Annotated in this window: 12 protein-coding genes; 8 read left to right on the forward strand and 4 right to left on the reverse strand. The window is 71.7% G+C overall.

The genetic code is table 11. From position 1 onward, the window contains the following. Positions 1-40 precede the first annotated feature (40 nt). Positions 41-1,045 carry an ArsR/SmtB family transcription factor gene (locus ACQPXG_RS12545; protein ID WP_433467832.1) on the reverse strand — a complete coding sequence of 335 codons (1,005 nt, stop codon included), beginning with the start codon at positions 1,043-1,045 and terminating at the stop codon, positions 41-43. Positions 1,046-1,397: 352 nt separating this feature from the next. Here ACQPXG_RS12545 and ACQPXG_RS12550 point away from each other — a divergent pair, with 352 nt between their 5' ends. Then, positions 1,398-4,832 carry a CHAP domain-containing protein gene (locus ACQPXG_RS12550; protein WP_433467833.1) on the forward strand — a complete coding sequence of 1,145 codons (3,435 nt, stop codon included), beginning with the start codon at positions 1,398-1,400 and terminating at the stop codon, positions 4,830-4,832. An 8-nt stretch (positions 4,833-4,840) separates the two neighbouring features. On the opposite strand, the gene ACQPXG_RS12555 is transcribed toward ACQPXG_RS12550, so the two are convergent. Next, positions 4,841-5,818, reverse strand: coding sequence for a GlxA family transcriptional regulator (locus ACQPXG_RS12555; protein WP_433467834.1), 978 nt, complete (start codon positions 5,816-5,818; stop codon positions 4,841-4,843). Between the two features lie 100 nt (positions 5,819-5,918). Here ACQPXG_RS12555 and ACQPXG_RS12560 point away from each other — a divergent pair, with 100 nt between their 5' ends. The 3 genes from ACQPXG_RS12560 to ACQPXG_RS12570 all read left to right on the forward strand — a co-directional run bounded on the left by ACQPXG_RS12560 (position 5,919) and on the right by ACQPXG_RS12570 (position 10,647). Continuing rightward, a complete protein-coding gene (locus ACQPXG_RS12560; protein WP_433467835.1) occupies positions 5,919-6,881 on the forward strand; it encodes an NADP-dependent oxidoreductase in 963 nt (320 codons plus the stop codon). 265 nt (positions 6,882-7,146) lie between these two features. Continuing rightward, positions 7,147-8,775, forward strand: a complete 1,629-nt coding sequence (locus ACQPXG_RS12565) for a DHA2 family efflux MFS transporter permease subunit (RefSeq protein ID WP_433467836.1) — start codon at positions 7,147-7,149, stop codon at positions 8,773-8,775. Positions 8,776-8,856: 81 nt separating this feature from the next. Continuing rightward, positions 8,857-10,647, forward strand: a complete 1,791-nt coding sequence (locus ACQPXG_RS12570; protein ID WP_433467837.1) for an alpha/beta fold hydrolase — start codon at positions 8,857-8,859, stop codon at positions 10,645-10,647. A gap of 4 nt (positions 10,648-10,651) precedes the next feature. Here ACQPXG_RS12570 and ACQPXG_RS12575 read toward each other — a convergent pair whose 3' ends face one another. Next, positions 10,652-11,416: an IclR family transcriptional regulator gene (locus ACQPXG_RS12575; protein ID WP_433467838.1), complete on the reverse strand. Its 765-nt coding sequence runs from the start codon at positions 11,414-11,416 to the stop codon at positions 10,652-10,654. Between the two features lie 80 nt (positions 11,417-11,496). Here ACQPXG_RS12575 and hutH point away from each other — a divergent pair, with 80 nt between their 5' ends. Beyond that, complete coding sequence (gene hutH, locus ACQPXG_RS12580; protein ID WP_433467839.1) at positions 11,497-13,047, forward strand: histidine ammonia-lyase; 1,551 nt, start codon at positions 11,497-11,499, stop codon at positions 13,045-13,047. Here hutH and ACQPXG_RS12585 read toward each other — a convergent pair. Next, a complete protein-coding gene (locus ACQPXG_RS12585) occupies positions 12,954-14,015 on the reverse strand; it encodes a hypothetical protein (protein ID WP_433467840.1) in 1,062 nt (353 codons plus the stop codon). The genes hutH and ACQPXG_RS12585 overlap by 94 nt on opposite strands. A gap of 398 nt (positions 14,016-14,413) precedes the next feature. On the opposite strand from ACQPXG_RS12585, the gene hutU reads away from it, so the two are divergent. From hutU to ACQPXG_RS12600, 3 genes are read left to right on the forward strand one after another with little or no spacing between them, the layout of a single operon-like run. Next, positions 14,414-16,069: a urocanate hydratase gene (gene hutU, locus ACQPXG_RS12590; RefSeq protein ID WP_433467841.1), complete on the forward strand. Its 1,656-nt coding sequence runs from the start codon at positions 14,414-14,416 to the stop codon at positions 16,067-16,069. 52 nt (positions 16,070-16,121) lie between these two features. Beyond that, positions 16,122-17,321 (forward strand): allantoate amidohydrolase, encoded by a 1,200-nt coding sequence (locus ACQPXG_RS12595; protein ID WP_433467842.1) that lies wholly within the window; start codon positions 16,122-16,124, stop codon positions 17,319-17,321. Between the two features lie 10 nt (positions 17,322-17,331). Continuing rightward, positions 17,332-18,711: a formimidoylglutamate deiminase gene (locus ACQPXG_RS12600; protein WP_433467843.1), complete on the forward strand. Its 1,380-nt coding sequence runs from the start codon at positions 17,332-17,334 to the stop codon at positions 18,709-18,711. Positions 18,712-18,747 lie beyond the last annotated feature (36 nt).

An 18,747-nucleotide genomic window follows, 5' to 3' on the forward strand; every position in this document is an offset into this window, starting at 1 on the left:
GACCGAGGGCCCGGCGACGCCGGGCCCTCACCCGTGTCGGCTACAGCGGTCGGGTGGTGGGCTCGGACATCTCGCCGTGGACCAGGGCTGCTCCGAGCGCGGTGATGGTGTGGAGAACGTTGCGTCCGCGGCGCTCGCTGGTGATGAGGCCTGCGTCGCGCAGGATCGCGGCCTGCTGGCTGGCCGTGGGCAGGGGAAGGTCGGCGCGGCCGGCGAGTTGGCCGGTGCTGCAGGCGCCCACCGCGATGACCTGGAGTACTTGGGCGCGTGTGCGGCCCAGGAGTGCGGCCAGGGCCCGGCCGCGGGATGCCTCGTGCGGGGCGGCCTGCTCGTACCGGTGCGGGATGGGATAGGTCAGCACGGGCGGTAGTGCCGGGTCCAGCATGGTGACCGGGGCGCCCCAGCAGAAGAAGGCCGGCTGGAGGATCAGGCCGCGCCCGTCCAGGACGATGTCGTGGTGGGCGGGGTAGTCCAGCTCCAGGACGGGGAAACTCCAACGGGCCGAGGGGTGCAGACCTGTCAGGACGTTGGGCCAGCCGCCCTCGGCGTGGGCTTTGCGGCGTTGTGCGAGGTCGCCGTCGACCTGTGCCTGGACGCGTGGCCAGCAGTGCTGCAGGCATGAGGTGAAGTAGTCGGTGGCGGCGTTCGCCAGGTGGTCGAGTGCGTCGTCGCGCCCCTCGGCGAGCAGCCGGGTCCAGCCTGGTGTGGGGCGGCCGGGGTGGCGGGTGGCCAGTTCGGTCATGTCGGCTTGTAACCGCGAACGTGGGGTGCGGCGCAGGGCTTCGAGCGCGTCCTCAAGGGTTCCGGTCTGGTTGGCCGGGGTGAGGAAGTCGGCGGAGTAGCCGGTCGAGGGCGCCAGATCGGTGAGCATGTGCGCGGAGGCGGGGACCCGTGGGCGGACGTCGCGCTTCCAGGCTCCGAACACCGCCTGTCCTTCGGGCCGCCGCAACCTGTGCAGGCTGAGCAGTACCTCCCAGAGAGCGTCCGGGCCAGGAGCGAGTTCGATCCGGCGTAGGTCCTCGCCTGTGAAATGAATCCTCAGCATCGTCTTTTCCCTGGTAAGCCGTGCCGTGGTGCCTGAAATCGCGGGGTGTGGAAGTCGCTTTTCCACCCTGGTGGAAAGGTCTTCCAATCGGGAGTCCAGGAGTTGAGACTCGCCCTCTGTCAGAGATGTTCGAGCGAGGCGCAGGGTGGACGAGTTGGATGGGGTTCCCGGGGAGGCGTCTGACCCGGCGGGCGGACCCAAGCCGGAGGACGACCGAGAGTCACCGGAGGGCTCCGCACCGTCCTCGCTCAGGGATTCCGACCCTGAGTCGGACCCTCGCATAGCCGCGGCGGCCCGGCGACCGCCTCATATCGCCGACATCCTCGCCCAGCAGTCGCAAGGCGACCGCGGTGTGGACGGAGAAGGCCAGGTCCCCTACGGCGAGGCCGGGCTGCGCGGAGGGCGGATCAGGCTTCCGTCCACGGTGAACCCGCTCACCGGGCAGCGGGCGGCCAGTGCGGCGGCGAGCGGAGCCACCGGCCCGGATACTCCCGAGAACGGCGAGAATTCCTCGGGCGGAATCAAGAAAATGGCGACCGATGCCGCCAAGGACGCCGCCATAAATGCCGCTAAGAACGCCGCCGAGGAAGTCGCCGGCAGGTACGGCCTGTCGATGCCGGAAGGCGATACCCGAGGCGAAAAGATCGCTCATGGCGTGGGCCAGGGTGCCAACTTCGCTCTCGGCCGCTACCTCGACCGGTACGCACCCGGAGTCTTCGACAAGGTCATGAGCAACAGGTTCGGCCGCTGGTTCGTGATGCGGAGGCTCAAGGGGTCTCCCGTCGGGCGGTTCGCGCCGGACTCGTTCTGGGAGGGTTTCCAGGCCAGGTACACCAAGGGCGAAAAGAAGAAGGACAAGGCCGGCGGTTCGGGGTCGAGCAAAGAGAACGAGCGCGGGAAACTCAAGATGGCGCTGGCCGTCGCCCTGCCGATCCTCATCCCGTTCCTGTGCATCGTGCTGATCGCCGCAATGATTCTGGGTGTCAACGTCGACGACGACGACCCGGAGTCGCAGCCGGAGACGGCCTCGGATCAGAAGGTCGCCCAGTACTTCCCTGGGAACTGGCAGCGAATTCTGAAGCAGGCGTCGGAGCAGACGTCGGGCAGTGCGCAGGACTACTCCGAAGTGCCCTGGACCATTCTGGCGGGGCTGGCCAAGGCGCAGACCGACTTCGCCCGCTACAGCCCGTACGACAACATCGACCGTGATCCGGGGCGCACGGCCAAGGAGGTTCCCGGCGGGGGCGGCCCCGGCGACGGCGGCGACACGAACACGAACGTCAGCAACACCGTCGGCGCCGGCCCGGGACCCGTCCAGGGGGTCTCCGGGCCCGGCTCGGCCGCCACCGTGCCCGGCACCGGCAGCGATCACGTCGCGCCGCCGGAGGGCGATCTCAGCCACCAGCTCGGATGGTTCCTGTGGGCACTGCGCATGCAGGAATCGGGCGGCAACTACACCCTGAACGCCGGGACGAGCCAGAGCAGCGCCTGCGGCGCCTACCAGTACATAACGAGTACCTGGAACAACTACGCGGGCTACCGGAGGGCATGCCAAGCTCCGCCGAGTGTGCAGGACCGCCGGGCCAAAAGAGACGTCCTCGCCAACTGGGACAGGTTCCACAATTGGCAGAAGGTCGCGGTCGAACACTTCACCGGTAGCTGGGGGGATTCGCCGGAGAGATGGCACCAGTGCCCGGCGGCATGCAGCTTCAACCCGACGGCCTGGAAATATGCAGACGGCGTGATGTCGAAGATGCGGGCCGCAGCGCGGGACCACCCGGCCGGCGGCAACCCGGGCGGCGGCAGTCCGGGCGCCGTGCAGCCCGCGTCGTTCCGCGTCCCGCTCCGCCGATCCCGTAACCGGCGCCCGGCGTTCCGCGCGGACGCCGGTTCGTCAGAGGCCGGGAGAACGGGCCTGTACGCGGGCGGTTGCGACGTCGCCGACCCGGACCCGGATATCGGCGGCAAGGACGACCAGGGCACCGGGCCGTATCTGCTCACGCCGGCGGCGTCGGGCCAGATGCGGATGCACGGCCTCGATCCGCAGAATCCCTGCCAATCCTCCTACTTTGTCGCCTTCGAGCTCGTCAAGGCGGCGGAGAGGGTGCACAACGACCCCAAGAGCCCCGAATGGAAGGCCGACGGCGACGCGAAGGACCAGGCCAACGCCCGCAAGTACTGGAGCAAGGTCATCGAGACCTCGGGGATCTTCATGGACCGCAGCCCCGACCCCGGCGCTCCGTGCGCGGTTCCCCCGCCGGACGACCCGAAGAAGCCGTGGCCGGTCAGCTTCAAGATCATTTCGATCTGGCGCTGCGAGGCCACCCGCCTCCAGGACCTCTATCTGGTCAGCGGCGGCTCCTACGATCAGAAGGGCGACTTCGGCTACAAGGTCGAGACCGACCGGGCCACCGCCATCGGGATCCTGGTCAACGAGGCCCTGTCGGTCAGCTATGGGGCCGGAAAATGGAAGACCGACAAGTGCGACGACTCCAAAGACGATCGCCAGGGCGTCTTCCCGATGACCAAGAAGGAGGCGGAGGAGGCCGGTGTCGAGGACCGGTGCGATGTGGAAAAGAACATCGCCGGCGCCGCCAAGTTGGTGCTGTCGGTCGAGAAGGTCCCGCCCAAGGAGCGCGCGCACGACCTAGGTGTCTTCCAGCCGATGGCGGGCGGGTGGCAGAAGATCAGCGTCGCCATGGGCAACGACCTCGGCCTCTTCTCCGAGGTCGGGCCTGCGCAGGAGGACTACACCGCCTCGGACGCGTGCACCGCTGTGATGAGGCGGTTCCTTGAGACGATGGCACCGCACGCCACGGACTTCGCCACGTTGCATGACCCGCTGGACACCGAGGCCCTGCACGCCACCTGGGAGCCGAAACTGCAAGCCCTGGAGACGGCCAACGGCATCACCGATCCGGTGCACGACAAGGCCTGCGTGGTCGGTTCCTGGTCAGCCGGATACAACGCGACGCTCTCCCGGATCGCCGCGGACCTGGCCGGCCCCGGTGGCGCCGCCAACCTCACAGGCCTGGCCAACTTCTACAAGGCCAAGGAGAAGGCCAATCAGCGGACCGATCCGGTGTCCGGCCGAGACAGCCTGGTGATCCCGCGGCTGGCGCCACGCCCGCTGAAGGAGATCACCGTGCCGGTCGACTCGGAGAACAGTGACGCGTGGTCGCGGCTCGGCACGTCCGAAAGCGTGGCACTTCCCCTGCAACAGGTCGCCGTCGAATACGCCTGGTTCTTCGGCGGCGTCATTCCGCCGTTCAACAGTGCCGGCAAGAGCCTGTCCGGCACACCGCTCACCGGGACGTCGCCGGTGCTCCAGGGCGGTGACGGATCCGCCGCCAGAGTCATCAGCGTAGCCAGATCACTGATCGGGACAGGAGACAGAGGCGGCCGCGACAACAATCTCAACCAATACAACCAGTACAACGGTGAACCTTGGTGCGCCGACTTCGTGAGCTGGGTGATCGACAAAGCCGGCGCTACGAAGGCGTACTGGAACAGCCCGACCGGGACACCCGCCCACCGGTGGGCGGGTGTCTGGCAGTGGCAGGCCGCAGCGGGCCGGACCCTGCCCGTCAGCGAGGCGCGACCAGGGGACCTGGCCATCTACGGCGACGGCGACCACATCAACATCGTGGTCCGCAACCTCGGCCAGGGCAGGCTCAGCACGATCGGAGGAAACCAAGGACCTCTCGTGGAGTCACAAGTCCGGCCGGACAGATGGGGGCGCCATGGACCGGCACTGGTGCTGCGCCCCAACTTCAACATCTCATGAGCGCCGGCTCACTCGCGTGAGCTCTGGTGTTCCGTCCGGAACGTCCGCCGGTAGGCCAGCGGTGACACCCCGATCGCCGCATGGAGGTGCTGGCGCAGGGATGTGCCCGTGGCGAAGCCCACCTGGCCGGCGATCTCGTCGACCGGGAGCTCGCTGGATTCGAGGAGGTGGCGGGCGCGGGCCACGCGCTGCTGGACGATCCAGCGGCCCGGGCTCATGCCGACCTCGTCGTTGAAGCGGCGGGCGAAGGTGCGCAGGCTCATCCGCGCGTGCTGCGCGAGATCCGCCAGGGCGAGCGGTTCATGCAGCCGTTCGAGTGCCCACTGCCGGGTGGCCGCCGTGCCGTCCTGCGCCGTCCGGGGGACCGGTTGCTCGATGTACTGGGCCTGGCCGCCCTCCCGCCACGGCGGCACCACGCACCGGCGTGCCGCCCGGTTGGCGACCTTGCTGCCGTGGTCCTTGCGCACTAGGTGCAGGCACACGTCGATGCCGGAGGCGGCGCCGGCCGAGGTGAGGATGTCGCCGTCGTCGACGAACAGCACGTCCGGGTCCAGGTCGACCTTCGGGAAGAGGCTCCGGAACCGCTCGGCCGTCTGCCAGTGCGTGGTGGCCGGGCGGCCGTCCAGCAGACCGGCCGCGGCGAGCACGAACGCGCCGGTGCAGATGGACACGAGCCGGGTGCCGGGCCTGATCAGCGCGAGCGCCGCCTCGATCGGTTCCGGCAGCCCGGGCGTGACGAGCTCGGCCACGCCGGGGGACGGGCCGAACGACGCGATCACCACGGTGTCGGCGGTGCGCAGCGCCTCGGGGCCGTGGTCGACGGTGATGGCGAAGTCGGCGGTCGTGCGCACCGGCCGGCCGTCGACGGTGCAGGTCAGGACCTCGTACAGACCATCGGTCGCACCGAAGATCCGGCTCGGTATGCCGAGCTCGAACGGATACACCCCGTCGAGGGCGAGGACTGCCACGCGGTGCGCGGATGCCATGGCACGACTCCATCGGAGAGCGGGGGGCGATGGCAGGATCCCATCGAATAATGACCATCATGCCATTGCTGTGATCGTGCGTCCCCAACAGGCTGGGAGCATGAGTGAGAACACCGAGAACGGTGCCGCCATGCGCGCCGTCAGCCAGGACGTCTTCGGCGACCCGGAGGTGCTGAAGGAGGTCGAACGGCCGCGGCCCGTGCCCGGCATGAGCGAGATCGTCGTCCGCGTCCACGCGGCGGGGGTCAACCCGACCGACTGGAAGCACCGCGCGGGCCTTCCATGGATGCGCGAACCCGTCCCGGTCCTCGGCTGGGACGTCTCCGGGGTCGTGGAGGAGGTCAGCCGCGGGGTCACCCTGTTCAAGCCGGGCGATGAGGTGTTCGGCATGCTGCCCTACCCGCACGGCGCGGGCGCGTACGCCGAGTACGCCAAGGCCACCGCCCGGTCCTTCGCCCGCAAGCCGTCCAACATCGACCACGTGCAATCCGCCGCGCTGCCCCTCGCCGCGCTCACCGCGTACCAGGCACTGGTCGACACCGCCGACCTCCGGCCGGGCCAGCGGGTCCTGATCCATGCCGCCGCCGGTGGAGTCGGCCACCTGGCCGTGCAGATCGCCAAGGCGCGCGGTGCGCATGTCATCGGCACGGCCAGTACCGGCAAGCACGAACTGCTGCACGAGCTGGGCGCCGACGAGCTGATCGACTACCGGACCACGGACTTCACCGAAGCGGTCGGAGACGTCGACGTGGTCCTGGACTCCCTCGCCGGCGACGTCCGCACCCGCTCCCTGGACGTCCTGCGCAAGGGCGGCACTCTGGTCTCGATCCTGCCGCGCGACAGCGACGCCGACACGAAGAAGGCCGCCGAACGGGGCGTTCGGCTGGAAGGCATGCTCGTCGAGGCCGACCACGCGGGCATGCGCGCCATCGCCGAACTCGCCCAGGAGGGCAGGCTCCGCGCCCACATCGACGCGACCTACCCGCTCGCCGAAGCCGCCAAGGCCCACACCCACGGGGAGACCGGCCACACCACGGGGAAGGTCGTCCTCGTCGTGCGGTGACGGTCTGGACGATGGGCCGATGGGCCTCGTGTTAGGCTCCGCTCCGACCTCTCACCGTTGGGCTCATGCCTCGCCAACCAGCTTCCACGGGTCCCGATGGCCCGGGGGAAGGTGGGAGTCGCACACCACTGCCTGTCCCATGCCGCGTTCACGCTGCGGCCCCAGGCAGAGTCGCGTGCCGCGCGACCGGGTTGTGGGCTCTTGGGCGTGCGTACGGCGTGCCCGGTTCTCAGGCCGGTCGGCGCGCACCGGAGAGGTCCCCGGAATGCCGCACGTCTCATCCGCCGAGCCACCGGTCACGCAACGGCCGTGGCCGGTGCTCGGCATCCTCAGCGTCGGCTTCTTCATGTCGCTGCTGGACGGAACCATCGTCAACATCGCCGTACCGGCGCTCATCCACGGCCTCGACGCGTCGTACGACCAGGTGCTCTGGGTCGTGGACGCCTACCTGCTCGTCTTCTCCGTGCTGCTGATCAGCACGGGACGCCTCGGGGACATGTTCGGATACCGGCGCCTCTACCTGATCGGCATCTCCCTCTTCACCGTCGCCTCGGCGCTGTGCGGCCTCGCCGGCTCCCCGGCCCAGTTGCTCGCCGCGCGGGTGCTCCAGGGGCTGGGCGGAGCGCTCCTGTTCCCCCAGGTGATCTCCTCGATCCTGACGATCTTCCCGCCGCGGCTGCGCGGCCGGGCCTTCGGGGTCTTCGGGGCGATCGTCGGATTCGCGCCGATCGTGGGCCCGATCGCGGGTGGTTTCGTGCTCGCCCACCTCGGCTGGCGCTGGATCTTCTTCATCAACGTCCCCGTCGGCGTGGTCACCGCCGTGCTGACCCTGCGTTACGCCCCGGCCATGCGCTCCGGCCGCACCCACCGGCTCGACCTGACCGGTGTGGCCCTCGCCACCGCGGGAGTGGCCGGCATCGTCTTCGGACTCATCGAGGGGGAGCGCTACGGCTGGGGGACGATCGCCGGGCCGATCAGCATCGCCTCGGTCGTCATCGCGGGCTTCGTACTGCTGGGACTGTTCGTCGTCTGGCAGCACGCGCAGCGCGGCGAACCGCTGATGCCGCTGAGCCTGTTCGCCGGGCGCGCCTTCGCGGTCGGCAACTGGGTCGGCTTCGTCTTCCAGCTGGGCATGATCGGCATCGCGCTCGTGCTCGTCCTCCATCTGCAGATGGCGCGTGGATACTCGCCCCTGCAGACCGGGCTGGTCCTGCTGCCCGGCGCCGTCCTCACCGCGATCGGCTCGGCCTACGCCGGACGCCTGTCCGACAAGATCGGCGGAAGGTACGTCCTCATGGCGGGCATGACCCTGCTCGCCGTCGGTCTCCTGGTCCTGGCCCTGACGGCGGGTCCGCACAGCGGCGCCGGGCACCTGCTGCCCGGCCTGATCATCATCGGCGTCGCCAGCGGTGCGACCTTCGCGCCCCTGCAACAGGCCACGATGGACGGCGTCGATCCCCGGCTCGCCGGCGCCGCGTCCGGGGTCTCCGGCACCACCCGGCAGATCGGCGGAGTCCTCGGCACGGCCGTCCTCGGCGCCGTTCTGTCCACCCGCCTCAGCTCGGCTCTTCACGATGAGGCGGTCGAGCGGGCGTCTCGGCTACCGGCGGATCTGCGCACCGAGTTCATCGAGAACACCACCGCCGGCGCGCGGCGGTTCAGTCCGCCCGCACCACCGGACGGCCTGACGCCCGCGAAAACCGCCCTGTTCGAACGCCTCGGCAAGGAGGCGTTCGCCGCGGGCTTCGCCGACGCCATGCACGTCACCCTGCTGGCGTCCGCGGCGGTCCTCGTCCTCGCCGCCCTGTGCTGCCTCTTGTTCAGGCCGCCCCGGAAGGAGACCGCTCCACAGGCCGGCGCCGTTCCCGAAGCCGAGATCACACCGCACGACTGACGTCGGCAGGCGGGCGCGGTACACGCCGCGCCCGCCCGGACGCCTCTCGACAAAATAGGTAGACCGGTCTATTTTCCCCTCATGGATGACCTGGAGAACGAGACGGCCGTGCGTGACCGGCCTGACTGTCTGGTGGTCGGGGCGACGGGTTTCATCGGACGGTGGCTGGTGGCCGAGTTGCTCACGCGCGGGCAGTCGGTCGCGGTGACCGTCCGTGGAGGGGGTGTGCGCGGTGGCGAGCTGCGGTCCTGGCTGCGTGAGCATGACGTCGACGACACGAGGCTCACCGTCGTCGACGCCGACATCACCCGCCCCGATCTCGCGCTGAGCGCGTCCGACCGCGAGCGGCTGGAGGACGTGCGGGACGTGTTCAACGCCGCCGCGCTGTACCGGTTCGGGTTGGAGCGTGAGGAGGCCCGGCGGGCGAACGTCGATGGTGCCCTGAACGTCCTGCGCTGGGCGGGCGGGCTTCCGCGGCTGCGGCGGCTCGTCCACGTGTCGGGATATCGGGTCGGAGCGGACGGCGCGCTCACCTACCCCGTGCCCGAGGCCGAATCGAACGCGCTCTACCGGAAGTACGGCGTGTACGAGGCGTCCAAGCGCGAAGGGGACGCGGCGGTGCGGACCGCCGCCGCGGAGGAGGGGGTCAACCTCACCGTGGTCAATCCGGCCGGCGTGATCGGCCACTCGGTCACCGGTGAGGCCGGGCAGTACATCGGGCCGGCCGAGATGGTGAAGAACCTCTGGGCGGGACGGCTGCCCGCGCTCGCCGGGACGCGCCGCACGTTCGTTCCCGTGGTCACGATCGACCACCTCGCCCGGTTCATGGCCGCCGTGCCCGATCACGACGAGGGGGCGTACGAGGCCCACTGGGTTCTGGACGACGCCACCCCGGAGCTACCGGAAATGATCGGCCTGGTCGCGCGGCATCTCGGTCTGCGCGCACCCCGTGCCATCCTGCCGGCCGGCCTGGTGCGGCGGCTGCCGCGTGCGGTCACCGGCGTCGAGCCCGAGACGCTGACCTTCCTGTCCGAAGACCGTTATGACACGACCTCTGCCGACACCCTGGGGCTGATGCATCCTCCCGTGGAGGACGCACTCCGCCGCTGGGCCGACCGGCTCGTCGCGGAACGGTTCGGCGCGTCCCGGCCGCCCCTGCCGGGCGGGTTCCACCTGGTCGGGAACACCCGGACCTACCTCGCAGGGAACCGCCGCTCTCCGAGCTACGTGCTGCTGCACGGACTGCCGTTCAACGCCGAGACCTGGCGGGACGTCGTGGCCGAACTGGACGCGCCCGCACTGGTGGCGGACATGCCCGGCCTCGGCCGGTCCGCCCGTTCCGCCGGCGACGCCACCGAGTGGCTCGCCGACCTGATGGCCCCCGTCGACTCGCGGCCGGTGCTCGTCGGGCACTCGGCAGGTACGGCGCCCGTCCTGCGCTATGCGCACGCCCACCCCGAACGGGTCGCCGGTCTGGTCCTCGTCTCGCCCTACTTCCTGCAGCGGCGGCCCCGATGGCACATGCGCACTCCGGCGCTCCTCGCCCCCGTACTCCGGACGGCCTCGGCCCGGCGGCTCGGCCGAGCACTCCTCGGCTCCCGAGACCAGGCCCTGGACGACATGGTCGCCGATCTGCGGCGACCCGGTGTCGCATGGCGGACGGCCCGATGGCTGGGCAAGGCCCAACGCCGGACAGAGCGCGACGAGCTACGGGCGCTCGTGGACGACTGCCCCGTGCCGGTGCACATCGTCGCGGGCGAGTTCGATCCGCTCGTCGGCGACCCCGTCGGCGTTCCCGTCACGGTCGTCCCGGGGGCGGGGCACAATCCCCAGGTGACGCATCCCGCCCAGGTGGCCGCGGCGGCCGGGTAGTCGTTCAGGTCGCCGGGGGACGGCCCTTCAGACGGGTGGTCAATGAGGCGGCCGTGGTGCGCACCTGGTCCGCGAGGGCCGGCCACGTGCCTTCCGCGTGGTCGTCGCGGCGGAAGGTGACGGTGATGGCGGCGGTGGGGTGGCCGGTGTGGTCGAAGGCGCAGGCGGCGATGCTGGCGAAGCCCTCGGTGATGTGGCCGTCCTCCATCGACCAGCCCCGGCGGGCGTCGTCGGACAGGACGCGGCGCAGGTCGCGCAGCGAGGCCGGGCCAAGGCCCGTGCGGTCCACGAAACGTCCGGGGAACAGGGCGCGCACCTGGGCGGGAGGCAGGTGGGCCAGCATCGAGCGGCCGCTCGCGGTCAGCTGGGCGGGCATGCGGACGCCCACGTCGGTGACCAGGGTGGCGTGCCGGGGCGGCTGCTCCTTCAGCAGGTAGAGCGTCTCGGCGCCGTGCAGGATGCCGAGCTGGGCCGTCTCGCCGACGCGGTCGACCAGGCGGCGGAGCAGCGGGCGGGCCAGGCGTTCCAGAGGTTCGTGGCGGAGGTAGGCGGAGCCTGTTTCGAAGGCCGCCACGCCGAGGCCCCAGCGGCCTTCCTCCGGGATGTAGGTGACGAAGCCGTCCTCGGCCATCGCCGTCAGGAGGTGGTACGTGCTGGACCGGGGGAGTTCCAGGGCGCGGGCGATCGCCGAGGCGGGCAACGGGCCGGGCGCGCCCGCCAGGAGGCGCAGCACGGCCAGGGCGCGGCGGGCGGCGGGGACCTGGCTCATGCTCCGATTGTCTCGTATGTGAGACACGGCGTGCCGTCCGGGGCTGGGCCGGCGCCCTCGGGCGCGTTCCAATGGTGGGTATGGGATTTGGTATGGCGGACGTTGAGGTCGGACCGGAACCGCTGGCCTTCGAGCAGGTCGTCGCGGTGGCCAGGGACGCGGCGAAGGTCTCGCTGTCGGACGAGGCGCTGAAGCTGATCGGCGAGGCGCGGGCCCACATCGAGGAACTGTCGGCCCGCCCGACGCCGGTGTACGGGGTCTCGACGGGCTTCGGCGCGCTCGCCACCCGGCACATCGCCCCCGAGCTGCGGGCGCAGCTGCAGCTCAACATCGTCCGGTCGCACGCGGCGGGATCGGGGCCCGAGGTCGAGCGGGAGGTCGTCCGGGCGCTGATGCTGCTCCGGCTGCGGACGCTCGCCACGGGACGCACCGGAGTCCAGCCCGTGACCGCCCGGACGCTGGCCGGCCTGCTCAACGCCGGGATCACGCCCCAGGTCTTCGAATACGGGAGCCTCGGATGCTCCGGGGACCTGGCGCCGCTGGCGCACGTGGCCCTCGCGCTGATCGGCGAGGGATCGGTCAGGGACGCCGGCGGCGCGTTGAAGCCGGCGGCGGACGCGCTGCGGGACGCCGGGATCTCGCCGGTCATGCTCGGCGCCAAGGAAGGTCTCGCCCTCCTGAACGGGACGGACGGGATGCTCGGCATGCTCGTCCTCGCTATCGACGACCTGCGGAGGCTGCTCACCGCGGCCGATGTCGCCGCCGCGATGAGCGTCGAGGCGCTGCTCGGCACCGACCGGGTCTTCGCCGCCGACCTGCAGGCGCTCCGCCCGCATCCGGGGCAGGCCGCGTCCGCGGCGAACCTCCGGGCGCTGCTGGGCGACTCGGAGATCATGGAGTCGCATCGCGGGCCCGACTGCACCCGGGTCCAGGACGCCTACTCGCTGCGCTGCGCGCCGCAGGTGAACGGCGCCGCCCGCGACACGCTCGGACACGCCGAGCTGGTGGCCGGACGGGAACTGGCGTCCGCCGTCGACAACCCTGTCGTCCTCCCCGATGGCCGGGTCGAGTCCAACGGCAACTTCCACGGGGCGCCCGTCGCCTACGTCCTCGACTTCCTGGCGGTGCCCACGGCGGACGTCGCGTCCATGTCGGAGCGCCGCACCGACCGGATGCTCGACCGGGGACGGTCGGGGGGCCTGCCGGCCTTCCTCGCCGACGACCCCGGCGTGGACTCCGGGCACATGATCGCCCAGTACACGCAGGCCTCGATCGTGTCCGAGCTGAAGCGGCTGGCGGTGCCCGCGAGCGCCGACTCCATCCCCAGCTCGGCCATGCAGGAGGACCACGTCTCGATGGGGTGGAACTCGGCCCGCAAGCTGCGCCGGGCCGTGGACGGGCTGGCGCAGGTGGTCGCCATCGAGATCCTCACCGCCGCCCGGGCCCTGGACCTGCGCACCCCGCTGCGTCCCGGCCCGGCCACCGCCGCCGTGGTCGCCAAGCTCCGCGAGGCCGTCCCGCCGCCCGGGCCGGACCGCTACCTCGCTCCCGAGATCGCCGCCGCGACCGCGCTGGTCCGGGACGGCTCACTGGTCGCCGCCGCCGAGGCCGTCACCGGCCCGCTCTCCTGAGGGCCGCCCAAGCCCAGGATCCGGAAGACGCCGATGTGGTCGCCGTCGGCTCCGGTGGCCGTGGTCTGGTTGAGGGACGCTTCGACGCCCACCCAGCCGTGGAACCGGCCCTCGTCGTCCACGATCTGGATCATGGGTTTGACGTGCGAGTTGCCGGTGTAGCAGAGCTCGTGGCGCGCGTCGGCCAGATCGGTGTGCCAGTGCCACAAGGTGTCGCGCCGGTGGCCGGACGATGTGCCGGCCGGAGAGATGTAGTAGGCGGTGTGCACGGGGTCGTCGACGGTGTGCGTCTGAGCTCCGAGGCATCGGTGGTCGGCGCAGAGGTTCCAGTGCGTGACCCAGAACGGTGATCCGTCACCGTGGTCGATGCGCCCCGCCTTCCACAGGTAGTAGCGATGGACGAACGTGCCGTGGTCCGCGGCGGCGATGGTGCTCGCGGGAACGCGGGAGTTCCACGGGGCGTTGCTGCCGTTGCCGAAGCCGTGCGTGGCGCCGAGGTCGTTGGCGGCGAGTTCGACGCCGGCCAGGTCCCCGCCCGCCAGGGAGGTCAACTTCCAGTCCTCCATGTGGCCGCCGTCCCAGGCGATGTGCAGTTCGTCGCCGCGGAGGCCGTATGTGCCGGTCATCGTCCTTGCCGCCGCCGACGACTGCCAGCCGGCCGCGGTGAGCACGGTGCAGGCCCGTCCCGCGCAGTCCACGGCAGGGTTCCCGGTGGAGGCGCGGGCGGCGCGGACCGCCTGACTCCAGGACCAGTGCTTCTCCGAGACGCTTCCGTCCGGGGCGAAGGTGTACATGCCGAGCCGGACCCAGTTCGTCCTGGACGCCGCATCGAGCCCGCCGAGGGCGATGGCGAAGTTCGTCTTGCCCAGCGGTGGTCCCGCGTCCCTCGCGCCGGTAGGCGACGCGAGCGAGACGACGAGCAGAGCCGCGGCGAAAAGGACGGCGGCCCCCGCGTTGAGAGTGCGCATTCTTCCCTCAGGTCCAGACCGGTTTCGAAGGGGAGCGGAGGAGCGTGCGCCGGCGGTGGCGGCCGGCGGCCCGGTCATCGTCGCGAAGGGGTCGGCCGGCGGACGCGCGACCCGCCGTCCTTGATCATCGTGATGCCCGGGGGGAAGCGGCCCCAGGGCGGCGTTTCACCGGTGGTTGACCGAGCGCGGTTCCCGGGACGGCGCATTGTCTCGTATCTGAGACACAGTGCGGTCCCGGGGGCTGGGGCGCCGCCCGGAAGCGCGGTCCAATGGTGGGTATGAGACTCCCGATGGTCGAGGCCGGACCGGAACCGTCGACGTTCCCGCAGGTCGTCGCGGTCGTGCGGGACGCCGGTCCGCGGGGTCTCACCGGTCCGCCGTCCTGAAGGAGCATCGAGATGTCAGGTCCCCGTCCCGTCCGCGCGCCCCGCGGCACGTCGCTGACCGCCGCCAAGGGCTGGCCGCAGGAGGCCGCCCTGCGCATGATCCAGAACAACCTCGATCCCGAGGTCGCCGAGCACCCGGACGAGCTGGTCGTGTACGGCGGCTCCGGGAAGGCCGCCCGGAACTGGGACGCCTTCGACGGCATCCTCCGGTCGCTGTCCGACCTCGAGGGGGACGAGACGCTGCTCGTCCAGTCCGGCAAGCCGGTCGGGATCTTCCGGACGCACGAGTGGGCGCCGCGCGTGCTGATCGCGAACTCCAACCTCGTCCCGCAGTGGGCGACGTGGGAGGAGTTCCGCCGGCTGGAGTCGCTCGGCCTGACGATGTTCGGGCAGATGACCGCCGGGTCGTGGATCTACATCGGCACCCAGGGCATCCTCCAGGGCACGTACGAGACGTTCGCGGCGGTCGCCGAGAAGCGGTTCGGCGGCACCCTCGCCGGGACGATCACGCTGACCGCCGGGCTCGGCGGGATGGGCGGCGCGCAGCCGCTCGCCGTCACGATGAACGGCGGCGTCGCGATCTGCGTCGAGTGCGACCCGTCCCGGATCGAGCGGCGCGTCGCGCACCGCTACTGCGACGTCCGGGCGGCCTCCCTGGACGAGGCGCTGCGCCTGGCCGAGGAGGCGAAGGCCGAGCGGCGGCCGCTCTCCATCGCCGTGCTCGGGAACGCGGCCGACATCGTCCCCGAACTGCTGCGGCGCGGCGCCCCCATCGACATCGTCACCGACCAGACGAGCGCGCACGACCCGCTCGCCTACCTGCCGCGCGGCGTCGCGTTCGAGGACATGGCCGCCGAGCGCGACAAGGACCCGGACGGGTTCACCGCCAAGGCCCGCACGTCGATGGCCGCGCACGTCGAGGCGATGGTCGGTTTCCAGGACGCGGGCGCCGAGGTCTTCGACTACGGCAACTCGATCCGCGGGGAGGCGGAGCTCGCGGGCTACACGCGGGCGTTCGCGTTCCCCGGGTTCGTGCCCGCCTACATCAGGCCGCTGTTCTGCGAGGGCAAGGGCCCCTTCCGGTGGGCGGCGCTCTCGGGCGACCCGAAGGACATCGCGCGCACCGACCAGGCGATCCTCGACCTGTTCCCGGACAACGAGCCGCTGACCCGCTGGATCAGGATGGCGAGGGAGAAGGTGCACTTCCAGGGACTGCCGTCCCGGATCTGCTGGCTCGGCTACGGCGAGCGCGACAAGGCAGGCGCGCTGTTCAACGACCTGGTCGCGCGCGGCGAGATCAGCGCGCCGATCGTGCTCGGCCGCGACCACCTCGACTGCGGCTCGGTCGCCAGCCCGTACCGGGAGACCGAGGGCATGCGGGACGGGTCGGACGCGATCGCCGACTGGCCGCTGCTGAACGCCATGCTCAACACCTCGTCCGGCGCGACCTGGGTGTCCGTCCACCACGGCGGCGGGGTCGGCATCGGCCGCTCCATCCACGCCGGGCAGGTCTGCGTCGCCGACGGGACGGCCCTCGCCGGCGAGAAGCTCCAGCGCGTCCTGACCAACGACCCCGGCACCGGCGTCATGCGGCACGTCGACGCCGGCTACGACCGCGCCGCCGAGGTCGCCGCCGAGCGCGGTGTCAGAATTCCCATGCAGCCATGAGCGGCGGCGAACCGGCGGCTGTGGGGGGTCGTCCCCCCACGGAGGAAGGGCCATGAGCTTTGAGGAGATGTGGGCGGCGCTGCTGCCGGTCGGGCGGGACGAGGCGACCGGCGCCTACCACCGGTTCGCCTGGACGCCGCCCGAGCTGGAGTGCCGCGCCTGGTTCCTGGACGAGGCGCGCCGCCGCGATCTCACGGTCGAGCACGACGCCAACGGCAACATGTTCGCCTGGTGGTTCCCGGCGGACGGAGCCGGGGACGGCGCCGTCCTGACCGGGAGTCACCTCGACTCGGTCCCCGGCGGGGGAGCCTTCGACGGGCCCCTCGGCATCGTGTCCGCGTTCGCGGCCGTCGACGCGCTCAGGGAGCGCGGCGTCGCGCCCGCCCGCCCGATCGGGATCGGCGCGTTCGCCGAGGAGGAGGGCGCGAGGTTCGGGGTGGCGTGCCTCGGCTCGCGCCTGCTGTCGGGGGCGATCGACCCGGCCCGGGCCCGCGACCTCACCGACGGTGACGGCCACACGTTCGCCGAGGTCATGCACAACGCCGGGTTCGACCCGGAGGCCATCGGGCCGGACGACGATCTTCTCGGGCGGATCGGCTGCTACGTCGAACTCCACGTCGAGCAGGGCAGGGCGCTCCAGGAGCCGGTCGGCGTGGCGAGCGCGATCGTCCCGCACGGCCGGTGGCGGTTCGACTTCGCGGGCGAGGGCGACCATGCCGGGACGACCGCCCTGCCGGACCGCCGCGACCCGATGCTGCCGTTCGCGCACATGGTCATCGCCGCGCGCGCGGCCGCCGAACGCAACGGGACGGTCGCGACGGTCGGGAAGGTCAGGGTCGTGCCGGGCGGGGTGAACGCGATCCCGTCGGCCGTCACCGCGTGGCTGGACGCGCGCGGCCCGGACGACGACGCCGTGCGGCGGACCGTGACGGAGATCGACGAGGCCGCCCGCGTCGCGGCGCGCCCGCACCGGGTGAGCGTCGATCTCGCCGAAGAGTCCTACAGCGAGATCGTGGCCTTCAATCTGGCGCTGCGCGACCGCGTCGGCGCGGCGCTCGGCGGTGTCCCCGTCCTGGCGACCGGCGCCGGCCACGACGCGGGCGTCCTGTCGGCCCGGCTGCCGACCGCGATGCTGTTCGTCCGGAACCCGACCGGGGTCTCGCACGCGCCCGCCGAGTTCGCCGAACCCGCGGACTGCCTGGCGGGAGTCGAGGCCCTCACGGCGGTACTGGACGACCTGACGCACGGGTAGGAATTCCGATATGCAGTGGCATGCACAGTTTGCCTGGCTCGGAGACGGCATGGCGGCCGACGTGCTCATCGAGGCCGACGGCGAGCGGATCACCAGCGTCGAGCCCGGCGTCCTCTCCGCGCCGCACGCCCAGCGCCTGCCCGGCCTGACCCTGCCGGGCCTCGCCAACGGGCACTCCCACGCGTTCCACCGCGCCCTCCGCTCCCGCGTCCAGGCGCCCGAGGGGCGGCCGGGCGAGGAACGCGGCGGGAGCTTCTGGACGTGGCGCGAGCAGATGTACAAGGTCGCCGACCGGCTCGACCCTGACTCCTACCGCGCCCTCGCCACCGCCGTCTTCGCCGAGATGGCCCTCGCCGGGATCAGCTGCGTCGGCGAGTTCCACTACCTGCACCACCGGCCGGGCGGCGCCCCCTACGGCGACCCGAACGCGATGGGCGAGGCGCTGATCGCCGCCGCGTCCGACGCGGGCATCCGGATCACCCTCCTCGACACCTGCTACCTCACCGGCGGCATCGGCCGCCCGCTCGCCGGTCCGCAACTGCGCTTCGGCGACGGCACCGCCGGGAACTGGGTGCGCCGCGTCGACTCGCTGTACGAGGAGACGGACAAGGCGGGACGGCTGCACGCCCGGGTGGGCGCCGCGATCCACTCCGTCCGGGCGGTGCCGCGCGAGCAGCTGCGCGCCGTCGCGGCCTGGGCGAAGGAGCGCCGTGCGCCGCTGCACGTCCACCTGTCCGAGCAGCCCGCCGAGAACCGGGAGTGCCTGGACGCCTACGGCATGACGCCCACCCGCCTGCTCGCCGAGTGCGGGGCGCTCGGCGCGCTCACGACCGCCGTCCACGCGACGCACCTCACCGACGAGGACGTCGGCCTGCTCGGCACGACCATGACCGGCGTGTGCATGTGCCCGACGACCGAACGCGACCTCGCCGACGGCATCGGCCCCGCGCGCGCTCTGGCGGACGCCGGGTCCCCGATCTGCCTCGGCTCCGACCAGCACGCCGTCATCGACCTGTTCGAGGAGGCCCGCGCGGTCGAGCTGGACGAACGGCTGCGCACCCGGGCGCGCGGCCACTGGACGGCCGGGGAACTGCTCGCAGCCGCCACCTGCGACGGCCACTACGCGCTGGGCTGGCCCGAGGCGGGACGCCTGGAGCCCGGCGCGTACGCCGACCTGGTCACCGTCGCCCTCGACTCGGTCCGCACCGCGGGCGCCCTTCCCGATCATGCGGCGGAGGCGGCCGTCTTCGCCGCCACCGCCGCCGACGTCCGGCACGTCGTCGTCTCCGGCCGGCCGATCGTCCACGACGGCCGGCACCTGCTGGTCGACGACGTGCCCGCCGCGCTGGCCGAGGCCGTCACCGCCGTGACGCGTCCGGATCCGGACTGACCGGACCCGGACGCGGCGGCGCCGTGCGGCGGCGCG

It is taken from the genome of Spirillospora sp. CA-128828 (assembly GCF_050945415.1).
Taxonomy (GTDB): Bacteria; Actinomycetota; Actinomycetes; order Streptosporangiales; family Streptosporangiaceae; genus Spirillospora.

Coding starts and splice junctions, on each gene's coding strand:
- ACQPXG_RS12555 (WP_433467834.1), bottom strand. CDS start 5,818: ATGGCATCCGCGCACCGCGTGGCAGTCCTCGCCCTCGACGGGGTGTAT.
- ACQPXG_RS12565 (WP_433467836.1), top strand. CDS start 7,147: ATGCCGCACGTCTCATCCGCCGAGCCACCGGTCACGCAACGGCCGTGG.
- ACQPXG_RS12600 (WP_433467843.1), top strand. CDS start 17,332: ATGCAGTGGCATGCACAGTTTGCCTGGCTCGGAGACGGCATGGCGGCC.
- hutU (WP_433467841.1), top strand. CDS start 14,414: ATGTCAGGTCCCCGTCCCGTCCGCGCGCCCCGCGGCACGTCGCTGACC.
- ACQPXG_RS12545 (WP_433467832.1), bottom strand. CDS start 1,045: ATGCTGAGGATTCATTTCACAGGCGAGGACCTACGCCGGATCGAACTC.
- ACQPXG_RS12595 (WP_433467842.1), top strand. CDS start 16,122: ATGAGCTTTGAGGAGATGTGGGCGGCGCTGCTGCCGGTCGGGCGGGAC.
- ACQPXG_RS12560 (WP_433467835.1), top strand. CDS start 5,919: ATGAGTGAGAACACCGAGAACGGTGCCGCCATGCGCGCCGTCAGCCAG.
- ACQPXG_RS12575 (WP_433467838.1), bottom strand. CDS start 11,416: ATGAGCCAGGTCCCCGCCGCCCGCCGCGCCCTGGCCGTGCTGCGCCTC.
- hutH (WP_433467839.1), top strand. CDS start 11,497: ATGGGATTTGGTATGGCGGACGTTGAGGTCGGACCGGAACCGCTGGCC.
- ACQPXG_RS12570 (WP_433467837.1), top strand. CDS start 8,857: ATGGATGACCTGGAGAACGAGACGGCCGTGCGTGACCGGCCTGACTGT.
- ACQPXG_RS12585 (WP_433467840.1), bottom strand. CDS start 14,015: ATGCGCACTCTCAACGCGGGGGCCGCCGTCCTTTTCGCCGCGGCTCTG.